General features: G+C 64.0%; 14 protein-coding genes. 7 read left to right on the plus strand and 7 right to left on the minus strand.

Features of this window, described 5'->3' with window-relative positions:
* Positions 1-7 precede the first annotated feature (7 nt).
* Together hpaE and MN188_RS13655 are read right to left on the minus strand one after the other, a co-directional pair.
* Positions 8-1516 carry a 5-carboxymethyl-2-hydroxymuconate semialdehyde dehydrogenase gene (gene hpaE / locus MN188_RS13650; RefSeq protein WP_242109727.1) on the minus strand — a complete coding sequence of 503 codons (1509 nt, stop codon included), beginning with the start codon at positions 1514-1516 and terminating at the stop codon, positions 8-10.
* A 94-nt stretch (positions 1517-1610) separates the two neighbouring features.
* Positions 1611-2489, minus strand: coding sequence for a LysR substrate-binding domain-containing protein (locus MN188_RS13655; RefSeq protein ID WP_420839005.1), 879 nt, complete (start codon positions 2487-2489; stop codon positions 1611-1613).
* A 102-nt stretch (positions 2490-2591) separates the two neighbouring features.
* Between MN188_RS13655 and MN188_RS13660 the strand changes: the two genes are divergently transcribed.
* From MN188_RS13660 to MN188_RS13670, 3 genes are read left to right on the plus strand one after another with little or no spacing between them, the layout of a single operon-like run.
* A complete protein-coding gene (locus MN188_RS13660) occupies positions 2592-3809 on the plus strand; it encodes an acyl-CoA dehydrogenase (protein WP_242109730.1) in 1218 nt (405 codons plus the stop codon).
* 9 nt (positions 3810-3818) lie between these two features.
* Positions 3819-6002: a dehydrogenase E1 component subunit alpha/beta gene (locus MN188_RS13665; protein ID WP_242109731.1), complete on the plus strand. Its 2184-nt coding sequence runs from the start codon at positions 3819-3821 to the stop codon at positions 6000-6002.
* Positions 5999-7030 (plus strand): ACP S-malonyltransferase, encoded by a 1032-nt coding sequence (locus tag MN188_RS13670; RefSeq protein WP_242109732.1) that lies wholly within the window; start codon positions 5999-6001, stop codon positions 7028-7030. The genes MN188_RS13665 and MN188_RS13670 overlap by 4 nt, the downstream gene beginning before the upstream one ends.
* An 8-nt stretch (positions 7031-7038) precedes the next feature.
* Here MN188_RS13670 and MN188_RS13675 read toward each other — a convergent pair whose 3' ends face one another.
* On the minus strand, positions 7039-8346 hold the full coding sequence (locus MN188_RS13675; RefSeq protein ID WP_242109733.1) for a serine hydroxymethyltransferase: 1308 nt from the start codon (positions 8344-8346) through the stop codon (positions 7039-7041).
* A gap of 130 nt (positions 8347-8476) precedes the next feature.
* Here MN188_RS13675 and MN188_RS13680 point away from each other — a divergent pair, with 130 nt between their 5' ends.
* Together MN188_RS13680 and creD are read left to right on the plus strand one after the other, a co-directional pair.
* Positions 8477-9340, plus strand: coding sequence for an urea carboxylase-associated family protein (locus MN188_RS13680; protein WP_242109734.1), 864 nt, complete (start codon positions 8477-8479; stop codon positions 9338-9340).
* A gap of 59 nt (positions 9341-9399) precedes the next feature.
* On the plus strand, positions 9400-10830 hold the full coding sequence (creD, locus tag MN188_RS13685; RefSeq protein ID WP_242109735.1) for a cell envelope integrity protein CreD: 1431 nt from the start codon (positions 9400-9402) through the stop codon (positions 10828-10830).
* Here the strand turns inward: creD and MN188_RS13690 are convergent.
* On the minus strand, positions 10821-11807 hold the full coding sequence (locus tag MN188_RS13690; protein WP_242109736.1) for an aldo/keto reductase: 987 nt from the start codon (positions 11805-11807) through the stop codon (positions 10821-10823). The two genes, creD and MN188_RS13690, sit on opposite strands and share 10 nt — an antisense overlap.
* Complete coding sequence (gene deoD / locus MN188_RS13695) at positions 11804-12508, minus strand: purine-nucleoside phosphorylase (protein WP_242109737.1); 705 nt, start codon at positions 12506-12508, stop codon at positions 11804-11806. The genes MN188_RS13690 and deoD overlap by 4 nt, the downstream gene beginning before the upstream one ends.
* A 115-nt stretch (positions 12509-12623) precedes the next feature.
* On the opposite strand from deoD, the gene MN188_RS13700 reads away from it, so the two are divergent.
* Positions 12624-13148: a DUF4329 domain-containing protein gene (locus MN188_RS13700; RefSeq protein ID WP_242109738.1), complete on the plus strand. Its 525-nt coding sequence runs from the start codon at positions 12624-12626 to the stop codon at positions 13146-13148.
* On the opposite strand, the gene MN188_RS13705 is transcribed toward MN188_RS13700, so the two are convergent.
* Positions 13149-15116 (minus strand): protein meaA, encoded by a 1968-nt coding sequence (locus MN188_RS13705; RefSeq protein WP_242109739.1) that lies wholly within the window; start codon positions 15114-15116, stop codon positions 13149-13151.
* A 137-nt stretch (positions 15117-15253) separates the two neighbouring features.
* Positions 15254-15535 (minus strand): hypothetical protein, encoded by a 282-nt coding sequence (locus MN188_RS13710; protein WP_242109740.1) that lies wholly within the window; start codon positions 15533-15535, stop codon positions 15254-15256.
* Between the two features lie 178 nt (positions 15536-15713).
* Between MN188_RS13710 and MN188_RS13715 the strand changes: the two genes are divergently transcribed.
* Entirely contained in the window at positions 15714-17132 is a 1419-nt protein-coding gene (locus tag MN188_RS13715; RefSeq protein WP_242109741.1) for a 1-acyl-sn-glycerol-3-phosphate acyltransferase, read from the plus strand.
* The last annotated feature ends 19 nt before the right edge of the window (positions 17133-17151 follow it).

Here is a 17151-nt window from a genome sequence, read left to right on the forward strand (position 1 = left end):
TCCTCCCTTATGCGCCCAGACGCGGAATTTTGTGGTCACCCAGGGCCAGGCCCACGTGTTTTTGTTCCATGTAGAACTCAAAGCTCCAATCGCCCCCGTCGCGCCCGATGCCTGAGGCCTTCACGCCCCCGAACGGGGTTGGCAGGTGGCGCACATTTTCGCTGTTCACCCAGATCATGCCTGCTTCCAGCCGGTCCGTGAAGCGCAAAGCGCGGGTCAGGTCGTTGGTCCAGAGGTATCCGGTCAGGCCATAGGCCGTGTCATTGGCAATCTCTAGCGCTTCCTCTTCCGTTGAGAACGGGATCGAGGTCAGGACCGGGCCGAAGATCTCTTCTTGCGCGATGCGCATCTGGTTGTGGGCGTTGGTGAACAGGGTCGGGCGCACGAAATAGCCTTCGTCACCCACACGCGTGCCCCCGGCGGCGACGGTCGCGCCGTCTTTTTTTGCGATGTCGAAATAGCTGGTGACCTTGGCGAAATGTTCTTCGCCGATCATCGGGCCGATCACCGTTTCGGGGTCCAGCGGATGGCCGACCTTGATGTTGTTCACACGCTCGATCAGCCGGGCCTCGAATGCCTCGCGGATCGTGTCGTGAACCAGCAGGCGTGACGACGAGGTGCAGCGTTCACCGTTGATCGAATAGATCATGAAGATCACCGCATCCAGCGCCCGGTCCAGGTCGGCGTCGTCGAACACGATCACCGGGTTCTTGCCGCCCAGCTCAAGATGCACGCGCTTGAGCGTGTCGGCGCCCTGTTTCTGGATCATCGACCCCGTGCGGCTTTCCCCCACAAAGGCCAGCGCCTTGATCGCGGGGTGTTCGCACAGCGCCTTGCCGGCCTCTTCGCCGAACCCGTTGACCAGGTTCCAGACCCCCGGTGGCAGCCCGGCCTCTTCGGCGATTTCCATCAGGATACGGGCCGAGATGGGGGACAATTCGGCGGGTTTGTGCACCACGGTGCAGCCCGCCGCCAGTGCCGGCGCGATCTTCCAGGTCGACAGCATGAAGGGCGTGTTCCAGGGCGTGATCACGCCAACCGGGCCAATCGGCATGCGGGTGGTGATGTTCACCAATGTGGGCGAGCGCAGGTTCTTGCCATCGCGGGCCGAGGCCACCTGATCGGCGAAGTAGCGGAAGTTTTCGGCACCCCGAATGGCCGCCTTGGACATGAAACGGTGCGCCTGTCCGGTGTCCCAGCATTCGCAAAACGCGATTTCTTCGGCGCGTGCCTCGATGCCTTCGGCGATGCGGATCATGATCTTCTTGCGCTCGGCCGCCGGCATGTCGCGCCAGGCCGGGAAGGCGGTAGCGGCGGCCTTGGCGGCGGCGTCCACGTCTTTGGCCCCGCTGCGTGCGACCGTGCAGATGTGGCTCTCGTCCACCGGGGTGGCGTTGTCGAACCGGCCCAGGCTGCCGTCCACATCCTGCCCGCCGATGCGATTCAGGATGCCGGTATCGGAAAATCGGGACAGGTAGCCGTTCAGCTTTTCGATGTTCGTGGACAGGTCGGACATGGGGGCCTCGTTGCTCAAGATCAGGCGAATCTCACCGCGTTGATTAACATGTTAAATAAAAGAGTGCAGCGAAGTCAACACCGGACTGAAATGCTCACGCCGAGGCGATCCAGTTTCTGAAATGCACCAGTGGTGGGTGATCCGCGCGTGTGTCTGGCCAGACCAGATAGTAAGTGCCCAGATGCGCGGCGGGGCCTTCGGCGGCGATGATCAGGCTGCCCGCAGACAGCTCACTTTGCACCAAAAAGGTGGGGGCAAGCCCGACGCCCGCGCCGTGGATCGCCGCCTGGATCATCGTGGCGAACTGATCGAACACCATGCCGGGCGGGCGGGCCACGTCCCGTCCCTGACCGGCAAACCAATGCTGCCAGGCCCGCGCGCGGCTTTCGAGGTTGAGAAGCGGCAGGTTCAGCAGTGCATCGGGCGTCACGGCATGGCCGCCGGTCAGGTCGGGGGCGCACACCGGCACCATTTCCTCTTCCATCAGCGGCAAATATCCGACACCTGGCCAATCACGACGTCCGAAATGGATCGCGGCGTGAAACGGCTCGGTGGCAAAGTCGAACGGGCGCAGGCGGGTGGTCAGGTTCACGGTCACCTCGGGATGCGCCCGGGCAAAATCGCGCAGGCGCGGGGCCAGCCAATGCATGCCGAAGGCGGGCAGGATGGACAAGTTCAAGACCCCGCCCGACGGAGCATCCCGCAGGGTTGACGACGCCTGTGCCAGCAGGTGCAACGCCCGACGCGCCTCGCTCACGTAGTCTGCCCCGACGGGGGTCAGCGCTAACCGCACGCCGCTGCGCTCGATCAAAGCCACGCCCATCTGCGCCTCCAACGCCTTCAACTGCCGGGAAATCGCGCCCTGGGTCAGCGACAGTTCTTCGGCCGCCGCTGACGCGCCGCCCAAGCGGTCGACCGCCTCCAACGCCAGCAGGGATGAGATCGAGGGCAGGTCGCGACGGGGGGCGATCATATGAGTTTTTCTCATGGTGTGCGGACAAGCTATCAATAGCACGGCGCTGCAAAATCGGCAATAAGGGCGTGAATGCAAGTTGACCAGCCATGAGGACATGCCATGACAACGCCCGCCCTGAAAGCCAAAGACGCCCCCAATCTGGGCCGTTTCGACTGGGAAGATGCCTTTCGCCTTGAGGACCAGCTGACCGAAGATGAGCGCATGCTGCGCGACGCGGCGCGGGGGTTTGCCGACACCAACCTGGCCCCGCGCGTGGTCAAAGCCTATGCCGAAGAAACCGTCGCGCCCGAGCTGTTTCGCGAGATGGGCGAAGCGGGTCTTCTGGGTGTCACCGTGCCCGAGGAATACGGCGGGCTGGGCGTGGGCTACGTCGCCTATGGCCTGATTGCGCGTGAGATTGAGCGGGTGGACAGCGGCTACCGCTCGATGATGTCGGTGCAATCGTCGTTGGTGATATACCCGATCTATGCCTATGGCAGCGAAGAGCAGCGCAAGAAATACCTGCCGGGCCTTTGCTCGGGCGCGCTGATCGGTTGTTTCGGCCTGACCGAACCCGACGCGGGGTCCGACCCCGGCGGCATGAAGACCCGCGCGGTAAAGACCGACACGGGCTATCGCCTGACGGGCTCGAAGATGTGGATTTCCAACGCGCCGATTGCCGATGTCTTCGTGGTCTGGGCCAAATCCGAGGCCCACGGCGGCAAGATCCGTGGCTTCGTGCTGGAAAAGGGTGCCAAGGGGCTGTCGGCACCGAAAATCGAAGGCAAGCAGTCGCTGCGCGCCTCGGTCACCGGTGAAATCGTCATGGACGGGGTCGAGGTTGGCGAAGACGCGCTTTTGCCGAATGTTGAGGGCTTGAAAGGCCCGTTCGGCTGCCTGAACCGCGCGCGCTATGGCATCTCCTGGGGTGTGCTGGGTGCGGCTGAATTCTGCTGGCACGCGTCGCGGCAATACGGGCTGGACCGCAAGCAGTTCGGCAAGCCGTTGGCGCAGACGCAGCTGTTCCAGCTGAAGCTCGCCAACATGCAGACCGAGATTTCGCTGGGGCTACAGGCCAGCCTGCGCGTCGGGCGTCTGATGGATGAGGCCAACGCGGCGCCTGAGATGATTTCCATCGTCAAACGCAACAATTGCGGCAAGGCGCTGGAGATTGCCCGCCACGCCCGTGACATGCACGGCGGCAACGGGATCAGCGAAGATTTCCAGGTGATCCGTCACATGATGAATCTGGAAACGGTGAACACCTATGAAGGCACCCATGACGTGCACGCCCTGATCCTGGGCCGCGCGCAGACGGGTCTTCAGGCGTTCTTTTAAGGCGCGCGGATGGACCGGGCGGATATCATTGACGCAGCCTTTCGCGACCGTGTCGCGGCGGGCACCTTGCCGCCCGGTGCTGCGCCTTCGGGCCCGCTGAGTCGTGACAAGGCGATCGCGGTTTTTCGCGCCCAGGTGCTGAGCCGGAACCTGGACCGCCGGTCGCGCAAGATGCAGGCGGCGGGGGACGGGTATTACACCATCGGGTCGTCGGGGCACGAGGGCATGGCGGCGGTGGCCGCCGCGTTGCGCCCCACGGATATGGCATTCCTGCACTATCGCGATGGGGCGTTTCAGACCATGCGATCGGGCCAGGTGCCCGGCGTCACGCCGACCTGGGACATGTTGCTGAGCTTCGCCACATCGCGTGAAGACCCAATGTCGGGCGGGCGCCACAAGGTGCTGGGATCGCGCGCGATGATGATCCCGCCGCAGACCTCGACCATCGCAAGCCACCTGCCCAAAGCGGTTGGTGCGGCCTATTCCATCGGCCTGGCGCGGCGCCATGCGCCTGAGCACAAGGTGTTGGACGACGATGGGCTGGTGGTCTGTTCCTTCGGCGATGCCTCGGCCAATCATTCAACCGCGCAGGGTGCGATCAACACCGCCTGCTGGACCGCGTATCAGTCCATTCCCCTGCCGCTTCTGTTCGTTTGCGAGGACAACGGGATCGGCATTTCCACCCGCACGCCGGACGGCTGGATCGCCGCGAACTTTGCCGCAAAACCGGGGTTGACGTATTTCCACGCCGATGGCTTGAACCTTTATGAGACCTTCCGCGTGGCGCAAGAGGCAGCGGCGTATGTGCGTGACCGAAAACGCCCGGCGTTCCTGCATCTGCGCACGGTGCGGCTCTATGGTCATGCAGGATCGGACTTGCAGCAGGCCTATCTCTCCAAGGAGGTCTTCGAGGGTTGGGAAGGCGATGATCCGCTGCTGCATTCTGCGCGTTTGCTGATCGACGCGGGTGCGCTCAGCGCGGATGAGGTGCTTGCCATCTATGACGAGGCCGAAGCGCAATGCGCCCGGGTGGCGCAAGAGGTCGTGACCCGCCCCCGCCTGTCCAGCGCGGCAGACGTCATGGCCAGCCTGATCCCGCCGCCACGCCCCTGTGCGCCCACCAACGGCCCCGGCGCGGCAGAACGCAAGGCCACCTTTGGCGCGGATGAAAAGGTGATGGCCCAGCCGCAGCCAATGGCGAAGCTTTTGAACTGGGCGCTAACCGACCTCATGTTGGAGCACGGCGAAATTGCCTTGATGGGTGAGGACGTGGGGCGCAAGGGCGGCGTTTACGGCGTGACGCAAAAGCTGATCGACCGGTTCGGCCCGGACCGGGTGATCGACACGCTGTTGGATGAACAAAGCATCCTGGGGCTGGCGATTGGCATGGCGCACAACGGCTTCGTCCCGATCCCGGAAATTCAGTTCCTGGCTTATCTGCACAATGCCGAGGATCAGCTGAGGGGCGAAGCCGCGACGCTGCCGTTCTTTTCGAACGGGCAGTTCACCAACCCGATGGTCCTGCGCATCGCAGGGCTGGGGTATCAAAAGGGCTTTGGTGGGCATTTTCACAACGACAATTCGCTGGCGGTGCTGCGCGATATTCCCGGCCTGATCCTGGCCTGTCCGTCACGCGGGGATGACGGCGCGATGATGCTGCGTGAATGCGTGCGCCTGGCGCGCGAGGAACAGCGCGTGGTGGCTTTCGTCGAGCCGATCGCGCTGTATCCGATGCGCGATCTGCATGGCAACAAGGATGGTGGTTGGATGGCGTCATATCCCGCGCCCGACCGCCGGATCGCGCTGGGCGAGGTCGGCGTTACCGGCGACGGGCCGCTGGCCATCGTGACCTACGGCAACGGGCATTACCTGAGCCAGCAGGCCGCTAAGGCGTTGGAAAGCGACGGCATCGCCACCCGCGTGATCGATCTGCGCTGGCTGGCTCCGCTGCCGGTTGATGGGATGCTGGCCGCTCTCAAGAGGGCAGAAAAGGTGCTGGTGGTCGATGAATGCCGCATCTCTGGCAATCTGTCCGAGGCATTAATGGCGGCGCTGCACGAAGGCTGCGACCTGCCGCATGCCCGTTTGGCAGCCGAGGACAGCTTCATCGCGACCGGCCCGGCCTATGCCGCCACCATGCCGTCAGCGGCCAGCATCGCAGACGCGGCGCGCGCGCTGTGGGGGCAGGGATGACACTGACTGCCTTTGTGATCGCCCCCGGGCGCGGCACCTATTCCCGGTCGGAGCTGGGATACCTGGCGCGTCACCACCCAGGGTCCGCGGCGGTGGCCGAGGTGGACGCGCTGCGCCTTGCCGAAGGGCAACAGGCGGTGTCGGCGCTGGATGGGGCGGACCGGTTTTCGGTCGCCACGCACACGCGCGGGGACAATGCCGCGGCCCTGATCCACGCCTGCGCGTTCGCCGATTTTCAGGCGATCGACCGCGACCGGTTCGACATCCTGGGCGTCACCGGTAATTCGATGGGCTGGTACATCGCGCTGGCCTGCGCCGGGGCGCTGTCGCCGGTCGATGGTGCGCGACTGGTGAACACGATGGGCGGTCTGATGCACGACCACCTGATTGGCGGGCAGCTGATCTATCCCTTCATGGATGACAGCTGGGGCGAGATCCCCGGGCTGCGGGGCGACATCATGGAGGCGGTCGCACAGATCGACGCGCAGCCGGGCCATGCTTTGGGCCTATCGATTGACCTGGGCGGGATGCTGGTTCTGGCTGGCAATGACGCGGGGCTGGCGGCGTTCGAGTCTTCGATGCCGATAGTGCAAGACCGCTTTCCCATGCGGCTTCACAACCACGCGGCGTTTCACACCGATTTGCAGGCGCCGGTGGCCGCCGAGGGCCGCGCGCGTCTGCCGCGCGACATGATGCGTCAACCGGGGCTGGCGATGATCGACGGGCGCGGGGCGCTGTGGCATCCCGGAGCCTGTGACCTGACAGCGCTGTATGACTACACGCTGGGGCAGCAGGTGACGCAGCCCTATGATTTCACCGCAGCGATCCGCGTGGCGGCGCGTGAGTTGATGCCGGATGTCTTCATCATCCTTGGCCCCGGCACGACGCTGGGCGGCGCGGTGTCGCAATCTTTGGTGCGGGCGGGCTGGCGCGGTTGGGGCGGCAAGGCGGATGTGAAGGCCGCCGGTCCAGTGATTCTGTCGATGGGCGACGCAGCCCAGCGCGGCGCGGTAGCCCGGGGCGGGTGATCTGCCGGTCAGACATGCACGAAATGCAGCCTGTCGAAACTTGAGCGCCAGGCGGCGACTTCGGGCGCCAGCGCCTCGGGGTCGTTGCGCCCCAGCGCGCGGGCAATCAGCCCGGCCAGGCGTGGCGCGTCATCCGGGGTCATGCCCCAGCGCACCAGTTCCGGCGTGCCGATGCGCAACCCGTTCATGTCGCCTGGCACTTCGGCGATCGGCAGGCCGATGCCACAGGCCAGGAACCCAGCCCGGCGCAATGTTTTGGATGCGGCCTGACCGCCGCCAAAACCCGCCGCCTCGATGGCGAATTGATGCGACTGCGTGCCTCCGGCGAAGACCGGAAGGCCTTCGGCGGCAAGGGCAACGGCCAGGGCCTGCGCCATGTCGATCATCGCGCGGGCGTAATCCGTTCCGAAGTCGCGCCAGTCCAGCAGGCTCAGCGCCAAAGCGGCCGATTTCGCGGCGTCGAAATTCGCGGTCATGCCAGGAAAGGCGATGGCGTCCAGGCGCTGGGCAAGCGCCGCGTCATTGGTCACGATCAGGCCTGAGGGCGGGCCGCCCAGGCTTTTGTAGGTCGACATCGTCATCAGATGTGCGCCCTCGTCCAGCGGGTTCTTCCACGCCCCGCCCGCGATGATGCCGCACTGGTGCGCGGCGTCGAACAGAAGCGTCGCGCCGACCTCATCGGCGATGGCGCGGACCTGGGCCACCGGGTGTTCAAACAGGTTCAGGCTACCACCCAGGGTGATCAGCTTGGGCCGGACGTCGCGGGCCAGCACCGCCAGCGCGTCCACGTCCACCGTGTAGCCGTCGGCATTCACCGGCGCGTCGTGGGTGACAAGACCGTAGAGCCCCGCGCAGCCGTCCGCGTGGTGGGTGACATGACCGCCGATGGCGCCGGGCGGCGCGATGATGGCATCCCCCGCTTTGCACGTCGCCATGAAGCCATAGAGGTTGGCGATGGCCCCCGACGGCACCCGGATCTCGGCGTATGCCGCATCGAAAATCTCGCCCGCCAGCTCAGCGGCGATAACCTCGACCTCTTCGATCGCTTCCAACCCCATCTCATACTTGTCGCCCGGGTATCCCAGGCTGGGCCGCGTGCCCATGCCCGACGCCAGAGCGGCCTCGGCGCGTGGGTTCATCACGTTGGTGGCCGGGTTCAGGTTGAAACACTCGGCTTCGTGGATCTGGCGGTTGTCCGCGATCAGCGCGTCGATGCGCGCGGCCACCCCGGCGCTGTCTGCCTGCGCAGTCTGGGTCGCGATCCGTTGGATCAGGTCTTCGGTCGGCACCCAGGGGCGCGAGGCAAGGTGGGGCATGCTGTGTCCTTTCGCTTGACCAGACCGGACCAGAAACCGGTGCACAGGGCAATTGCGAATGCGACACGGGCTGGTCATTTTCGGCGCTGCGTGGTCTCGTATCCCGTGACCGTCAGTCGAAAGAGCCGCGATGAAACTTGCCAACCCACACCACCCCGCCCCCGAGGACGCCGAAGCGCGCCGCGCGATTGCCCCGGTGATCTGTTACCCGGTCGAGACCCTGCCGGGCCCGGACCTGGACCTTTATGCTCAGGCGCGTGAGGGGATGGAGCGGGTGGCTGAGGTGCTGGTGCCGCCACGTGACGCGCGCAGCTTTCGCGTACCGGCCGGGCATTTCTTTCGCATACGCTCGGTTGAGGGGCCGCAGGTGGGGGACCTGAACCTGTGGAACGCGGCGGACATGAACGAGCGGTTTTATTCCGGCAAGACCCGCGCCCTGCATGGCACGCATCTGTCCACCGGGGACCGGATGTGGTCGGGGTTTCCATACCTGCGCCCGATGGCGACGATCACCGACGACACGCTGGACTGGTACGGGATCGACGACTTTGGCGGCTCGGTGCATGACGTGATCGGCACGCGCTGTGACCCGTATACGCATCACCTGCTGTCCGGGGGCGATTACCACCATTGCTGCCATTCCAACCTGACCCGGGCCGTGGCCGATGCCACCGGCTGCGCGGTACCTCAGGCCGAGCCAATGGTGCACGACGTTCTGAACGTGTTCATGTGCACAGGCTTTACCCGCGACACCGGGCAATACTTTATGAAGGCAAGCCCGGTACGCCCCGGCGATTACCTTGAGTTCTTTGCCGAGATCGACCTGATGGGCGCGCTTTCCGCGTGCCCCGGCGGGGATTGTTCGGACGAACATTCCTCGGACAAGGCCGCCTGTCACCCGCTGCGGGTCGAGGTCTTCGCGCCGCGCCCCGGCGCCCTTGCGGGCTGGCAATCGCCACCGGTCAGCGGCTATTCGCGAAGCCACGGTCGGTAAGCTTGCCATTTGCGCCCCTGAGGCACAGGGTGCTTGCATTGTATTTGAAGGGGTAAACCATGCGCTCTCCGGGGTTTCGGTTCTTGGTCGTGGGTCTTTTGATCCTCGCGATGTTCATTCCGCTGATGATGGTGTCAGACATCGTCAATTCACGCCGCAGCTATTCGCAAAGCACCGTGTCCAGCGTGGGCGCGGAATGGGGTGGGCCGCAGCTTTTGTCCGGGCCGCAGGTGATGATCCCGGTGCGCGAAGCGGTGCAGGTCACGGTGACGCGCGATGTGGTCGACCCGGTGACGGGGCGGGTGGTCTTGCACGCCGAAAGCGGTCAGCCGATCCGCGAAAGCTTTGAAGAAACGCGCATAGAAGCCCGGGCGCCGGTGTTTCTGTATCCCGATCAATTTGATGTGGCCTTGTCCAGCCAGACCCAGTTGCGCCACCGCGGCATCTTCCAGGTGCCAGTCTATCAGGCCGAGGCGGTGCTTGAGTTCACCTTCCCGACGGGCGAAGCCGAAAGCGTGCTGCGCGGGCAGGAAGAGTTGATCTGGGACGAGGCCGCGCTGAGCATGGTCGTGACCGCGAACCGCGCGCTCAGGGGCGAGGCGGTGCTGGAGATCGACGGCAAGGCGGTGGCGTTGGAGCCGAAACCGAAAGGGTCAGGTATCCAGGCCGCGCTGGGCGATCCACAGGGGATGAAGGCGTTTCGCCTCTCGCTTGGCCTGAACGGGGCCGAGTGGTTGCAGGTGGCCGCAGTGGGTCGCACCACGCGGGTGACGATGCAAAGCGACTGGCCCGATCCCAGTTTCCAGGGCGCGTTCCTGCCCGATGGGTCCGACATCTCGGAAATCGGGTTCTCTGCCGACTGGACGATCCCGCATCTGGCGCGCAACCTGCCGCAGGTCGCGCGGGAAAACCACGACGGGCGCGCGCGCGCCGACACCGCCTTTGGCGTCGCCTTTTACCAGCCGAACGATTTTTATCAAAAGGCCTGGCGCGCGGCGCGCTATGGCATCCTGTTCGTCGGCCTGACCTTCCTGACCGTGCTGTTGATCGAAGGGCAGCGTGAAAAGCCGGTGCACCCGGTGCAATACATCCTGATTGGCCTCGCGCAGGCGACCTTCACGCTTCTGATGCTCGCCTATGCCGAACAGATCGGCTTTGGCCCGGCGTATCTGTTGGCGGCGGGGGCGACGATTGCCGTGCTGGTCATGTTCGGCGCCGTGGGGCTGAAACTGGGCAAACGCACCTGGGTTCTGGGCGCGATGCTGGTCGTGCTTTACGCGGTTCTGTTCCTGATCCTTTATTCCACCGATTATGCGCTGATCGCGGGGTCCACGCTGGCCTTCCTGGCGCTGGCGGCGACGATGTTCGTGACCCGGAACGAGGAATGGTATGGCCCGCCGCGCGAGCCGGGGCAGGGCTGGTTCGGGCGGCGCAAGGTGGCCGCCGCGCCGGCGCCGGCGCCGGCGCCCGCCCCGAAGGATCAGCAGTAGCGTTCGATCCCGACGATCTGCGCATCCGAGTATCGGTCGCCATGCGCCCAGCCCGGCGGCATCAGCCGGGCAATTTCAGCGCGGTCGTCGGCGCTGAAGTTGATCTGATCGGCCTCGGCCCAGTCGCGCAGGTGATCGGGCGTGCGGGTGCCGGGGATCGGGATCAGGTGGTCACCCTGATCCAGTGTCCAGGCGATGGCCAACGCGGGCAGGGTCCAACCTCGCCCATGCGCAAATCTGCGCAGGGTTTCGATCTGTGCCTGGTTGGCACTGAAATTCGGTTCAAGAAACCGCGGGTTGTTCTTGAGGAACCCGATCGACTGCACCTTTTCAAAAGACGGTGCCACTTCGCTCATCATCCCGCGCGCAAGCGGTGAGAAGGGCACGAAGGTGGTGCCAAGCTCCGCGCAGGTCTGGATCAGGCCCAGATCCGGATACCGGGTCCAGAGCGAGTATTCATTCTGAACCGCCATGACGGGCGCCACGCTGGTCGCCCGGCGCAGGGAACTGGGCGCGATTTCCGAATAGCCGAAGCCGCCGATCAGACCCTCCTGGCGAAAGCCTTCCAGCGTTTCGGTCACCGCCTCGATGGGCAGGTCGAACTGGCGCCGGTGCACATAATACAGCGCGACGTGAGCGACACCCAGCCGCGCCAGTGACCCTTCCAGCGCCCGGCGCAGGCCGGGTTCGGAATTGTCCGTCTGCCCGCGTTCGCCACCGATCACGATGCCGCCCTTGGTGGCAATGGTGAAGCTGTGGCCGCGATCCTTCTGCCAGTCACCGATCAACTGCTCGGACAGGCCGTTGCCGTAAAGCTCGGCGGTGTCCAGCAAGGTGATCCCGGCGTCGCGCGCCGCGTCCAGGGTGGCGAAGCTCTCCTCACGATTGGTTTCACCATAGAAGCCGGCAAAGCTCATGCAGCCCAACCCGATGGCAGACACCTCGGGGCCATCCAGGCCCAGCTTGCGCATCTTCATGCGAAAGCGGCTTCAAGCGCGATTTCGACCATGTCGCCGAAGGTCTTTTCGCGCTGGTCCGAGGGCAGGTCTTCGCCGGTCAACAGGTGATCAGACACGGTCATGATCCCCAAGGCGCGTACGCCGTGACGCTGGGCGAGGGTGTAAAGCTCCGCAGCTTCCATCTCGACGCCCAACACGCCGTGGCGCTGCATTTGTTCGTTCAGATCGGGGCGTTCGTCATAGAACGTGTCCGAGGAATAGATGCCGCCCACATGCACACCCACATCGGTTTTTCGGGCCGCTGCCACGGCGGCTTCAAGCAGGCCATAATCGGCGCAGGGCGAATAGTTCAGCTCGCGCATGATGGTCGAAGACGGGGTGGCGACGGTGGTGCAGGTCATCGCGATGATCACGTCGCGCACCTTGATCCGATTCTGCATCGCGCCGCAGGACCCGATGCGGATCAGCGTCTTGGCGCCATAATCCCGGATTAGTTCGTTGGCATAGATCGACAAGCTGGGCATGCCCATGCCCGAGCCCTGGATCGTCACGCGATTGCCCTTCCAGGTGCCGGTAAATCCCAGCATGCCGCGCACTTCGTTGACCAGTTCGGCACCCTCAAGGAAGGTCTCGGCCGCCCATTTCGCGCGGTAGGGGTCACCGGGCATTAGGACGGTTTCTGCGATCTGGCCGGGTTTGGCGCCGATATGGATGGTCATGGCAATCTCCTTTGTTCGCGCCAGCCTATCGCGCGGCGGGGACGGGGGGAAGGGGATCGGGACTTGTCCCGATAAGGTCGCCCGATATGGTGGTGCGACACGAAAGGGGAAAAACATGCGCGCTTTGGTTTCAGGATTGGTGGTTTTGCTGGCAGTCACGGGATCGGCGCTGGCGCTCGACAGCAGGGAAGTCGCCTTCGTGAAATCCGTCTTTGCCCAGCTGCAACCAATCTCGATCCGCAAGAACCGCGAATACTGCGGATATATCGGCTATGACGCGGGCGGACAGCTGATCGCGTCGAAGGCCAATCGCGGGCGCAAGGGATCGTGCCGGGCAGACGACCCGGTGGGGATGGAGGTGATCATCGCCTCCTACCACACCCACGGCGCCTTCTCGACGCGCTATTTCAACGAAATCCCGTCCGGGGATGACATGGAGGGTGACGAGGCCGAAGGCATCGACGGCTGGGTCGCCACGCCGGGCGGCCGGCTGTGGTATATCGACAGCCAGGACATGGTGACCAGCCAGATCTGCGGCATCGGCTGCCTGCCGATGGACCCGGATTTCATCAAGGGCGACATGGGGCTGGTGGCGCAGAGCTATAGCTATGAGCAGCTGGTCAGGCGGTTGGAGGAGTGATCACTCCGCCGCCACCGCCGCAGGGTCCACCAGCGTCACGATATCATCCATGATCACGTTCAGTTCGAAATCCTTTGGCGTATAGACCTTGGCAACCCCCATCGCGCGCAGGCGGTCGGCGTCTTCGTCGGGGATGATACCCCCGGCGACAACCGGAACATGGCCCAGACCGGCGGCGCGCATACGTTCCATCAGTTCTTCGATCAGCGGGATGTGGCTGCCGGACAGGATCGACAGGCCGACCACGTGCGCCTCATCGGCCAAGGCGGCGTCGACGATTTCCTCGGGCGTCAGGCGGATGCCTTCGTAAGAGATGTCCATGCCGCAATCGCGCGCACGCGCGGCGATCTGTTCGGCGCCGTTGGAGTGGCCATCAAGGCCGGGTTTGCCGACCAGGAACTTCAGGCGGCGGCCCAGAGTGTCAGACACGGCATCGACGCGGGCGCGTATCTCGTCCAGCCCTTCGGTGCGGTTCGACGGGTTCTTCGACACGCCTGTGGGTGCGCGATACTGGCCGAACGCGGTGCGGACCATTTCGCCCCATTCGCCGGTGGTCGCGCCGGCCTTCGCGGCGGCGATCGAAGCGGGCATGATGTTTTCCCCCGACAGGGCGGCGGCGCGCAAGGCTTCCAGCGCGGTATTTACAGCGGCATCGTCACGATCGGCGCGCCATTTCTCAAGGCGTGCGATCTGATCGGCTTCGGCGTCAGCATCGGCCACCATGATGGCGCCGTCGCCAGCGGTCAGCGGGCTTTCGGCCGCTTCCGTCCAGCGGTTCACGCCGACCACGGTGGTCTCACCCGCTTCGATCTTGCCGATCCGGGTGGCGTTACTGTCGACCAGGCGCGACTTCATGTATTCGATCGCAGCCACGGCCCCGCCCATCGCGTCGATCTGCGCCAGTTCTGCACGCGCGCCGTCCTTCAGTTCGCCCACCTTGCGGTCGACGGCAGGGTTGTTGTCGAACAGGTCGTCGAATTCCAACAGGTCGGTTTCATAGGCCAGGATCTGCTGCATACGCAGCGACCATTGCTGGTCCCAGGGGCGCGGCAGGCCAAGTGCTTCGTTCCAGGCGGGCAGCTGCACCGCGCGGGCGCGGGCGTTTTTCGACAGGGTCACGGCCAGCGTTTCCAAGAGGATGCGGTAGACGTTGTTCTCCGGCTGCTGTTCGGTCAGGCCCAGGCTGTTCACCTGAACGCCATAGCGGAAACGGCGGAATTTCGGGTCTTCGACGCCGTAGCGTTCCGCGGTGATCTCGTCCCACAGCTCAACAAATGCGCGCATCTTGCACAGTTCGGTGACGAACCGGATGCCGGCGTTTACGAAGAAGGAAATGCGCCCGACCATGGCCGGGAAGGCCTCGGCGGGGACCTTTTCCTTAAGGTCGTCCAGAACGGCGATGGCGGTGGCCAGCGCGAAGGCCAGCTCTTCCTCAGGTGTCGCACCGGCCTCTTGCAAGTGATAGGAACACACGTTCATCGGGTTCCATTTCGGCAGGTGTTCACGGGTGTAGGCCGCGACATCGGTGATCATGCGCAAGGACGGTTTGGGCGGGCAGACATAGGTGCCGCGCGACAAGTATTCCTTGATGATGTCGTTTTGAACCGTGCCTTGCAGCTTGGAGACATCCGCGCCCTGTTCCTCGGCGGCGGCGATATAGAGCGCCAACAGCCAAGGTGCCGTCGCGTTGATCGTCATCGAGGTGTTCATCTGCTCAAGCGGGATGTCCTTGAACAGCGCGCGCATGTCGCCGAGGTGGGAGAGCGGCACGCCAACCTTGCCGACCTCGCCCCGCGCCAGTTTGTGATCCGAGTCGTATCCCGTCTGCGTCGGCAGATCGAACGCCACCGACAGGCCGGTCTGCCCTTTGGCCAGATTGGTGCGGTAAAGTTCGTTCGAGGCCTTGGCGGTCGAGTGACCGGCATAGGTGCGGAAAAGCCAAGGGCGATCTTTGGTCGGGCTGTTCATGATACTGACTCGCGATTATGTTGCGCTGCAGCATTTTTTACAGACGAAAGAATATTACGCAAGTCCGAAATGGACATAACGAAAGTTGCGCCACGTCAGATGACGCGTGGGGCCGGCACGCCCCGCGCCTGATCACCTTACTGGTAGGTATAGGTCGATGTGGTGCAGACATCCACGCCGCGACGTTCCAGAACGTCCCCGTCCGAGAACACGGCCTTGAAGTCGAACATGCAGTAGCCCGAGCCATCATCGAAGTTGATGTTCACAGTCGTTCCCGTCGGCACCACGTCGGTACCCAGGATGTCTTCCTCCCAGCTGTCCGAACCTTCGTTGGAGCCGTAGAATTCAACAATGGTATATCCAGTGTCGTTGATGATCGTGACGCGGCGATCCTGCGCCTCGGCTGTGACTGTCGACATCGCAAGGGCTGCCAAAACCGTGGCGGCGATGAAAACTCTTCTTCCAAACAGCATAGTTCTCTCCATCCTTCTTTGTGGCCTAATTGTACTCAGTTTCGACCTGCCACGACAGGAATTCTGACGGGCGCATCGTCGCATGGCTCTTTACCTTGTGTGGGTTTCCTGAGAACGTGCCCGGATGATGCGCGTGGTGGAATTGCCCCTTTGGCTGTTGGTCCTGATCCTGGCTTTCGCCACGGTGACCTTCGCGTCGCATTTCCTGTTTCCTTCGGTGCGCTGGTTTTTTCGCAAACGGCTGCAAAGGGCCGTGGCGCGGCTGAACGAACGGTTGGAGCGGCCGATCGAGCCGTTCAAGCTGGCGCGGCGCCACGACATGATCCAGCGGCTGAGCTATGACCCCGGGGTGGCGCAGGCGATTGTCGACCATGCGGCGGAAAACGGGGTGCCCGAACAGGTCGCCTTTGAAGACGCGCAGCGCTATGCCCGCGAGATCGTGCCGCGGTTTTCGGCCTTTGCCTACTTCAGCTTCGGCATCTGGCTGGCGAAGCTTCTGAGCCGGGCGTTCTACCGCGTGCGCCTGGGGGCGTTCGACGCAGCAAAGCTGGGAAATGTCGACAAGGACGCCACCGTCGTATTCGTCATGAATCACCGGTCGAACATGGATTATGTGCTGGTCACCTGGCTGGCGGCAGAACGCAGCCACCTGTCTTATGCGGTGGGCGAATGGGCGCGGGTCTGGCCATTGCGCACGCTGATCCGCTCGATGGGGGCTTATTTCATCCGCCGCCGTTCACGCAACGCGCTCTATCGCAGGGTGCTGTCGCGCTATGTGCAGATGGCCACCGAAGGCGGCGTAACCCAGGCGATGTTCCCCGAAGGCGGGTTGAGCCTGAATGGCGAGGTCGGCGCGCCGAAGATGGGGCTGATGTCCTATATCATCGACGGATTTGAACCGGGCAAAAACCGTGATGTGGTCTTCATCCCCGTGGCGATGAATTATGACCGGGTGCTGGAGGACCGCGTGCTGGTTGCCGCCGACATGGGCGGGCATCGCAAGTTCAAATTGCGCTGGAAATACATCATCCGCCACGTCTCGACACACCTGTGGCAGCGGATTACCGGAAGATTTCACCGCTTCGGCTATGCCAGCGTGTCGTTTGGCACGCCAGTGTCGCTGACCGATTTCCTGGCCGGTGCCGCGCGCAACGAGCGGGGTGACATAACCGCTCCGCTGGCCGACGAAATCATGGCGCGTATTCGCAAGGTCGTGCCTGTCCTGCCGGTTCCGGTCGTGGCCGCGATCCTGTTGGAGAACGAGCAGCAGAGCCGCGAGGCGGTGGTGGAACGCTTCAAGCTGCTGGTCGAGGACATGAAGGCGGGCGGCGCGCATGTGCACATGCCGCGTGATGATCTGGACTATGCGGTTGAGGTCGGCCTGCGCCTTCTGCTTCTGCGCAAGTTGGTGATCGAGGAAGACGGCATGTTCCGGGTGAACCCGACCGATCGCCCGGTGCTGGGTTTTTATGCGAATTCCATCGCGCATCTGTGCGGTGCGGTCCCGACGCGGGTGATCGCCTCTCTGGAGGCAGAGGCGTAAGGCGGCGCTGACGCCACGC

Source organism: Aliiroseovarius subalbicans (assembly GCF_022678625.1).
Taxonomy (GTDB): Bacteria; Pseudomonadota; Alphaproteobacteria; order Rhodobacterales; family Rhodobacteraceae; genus Aliiroseovarius_A; species Aliiroseovarius_A subalbicans.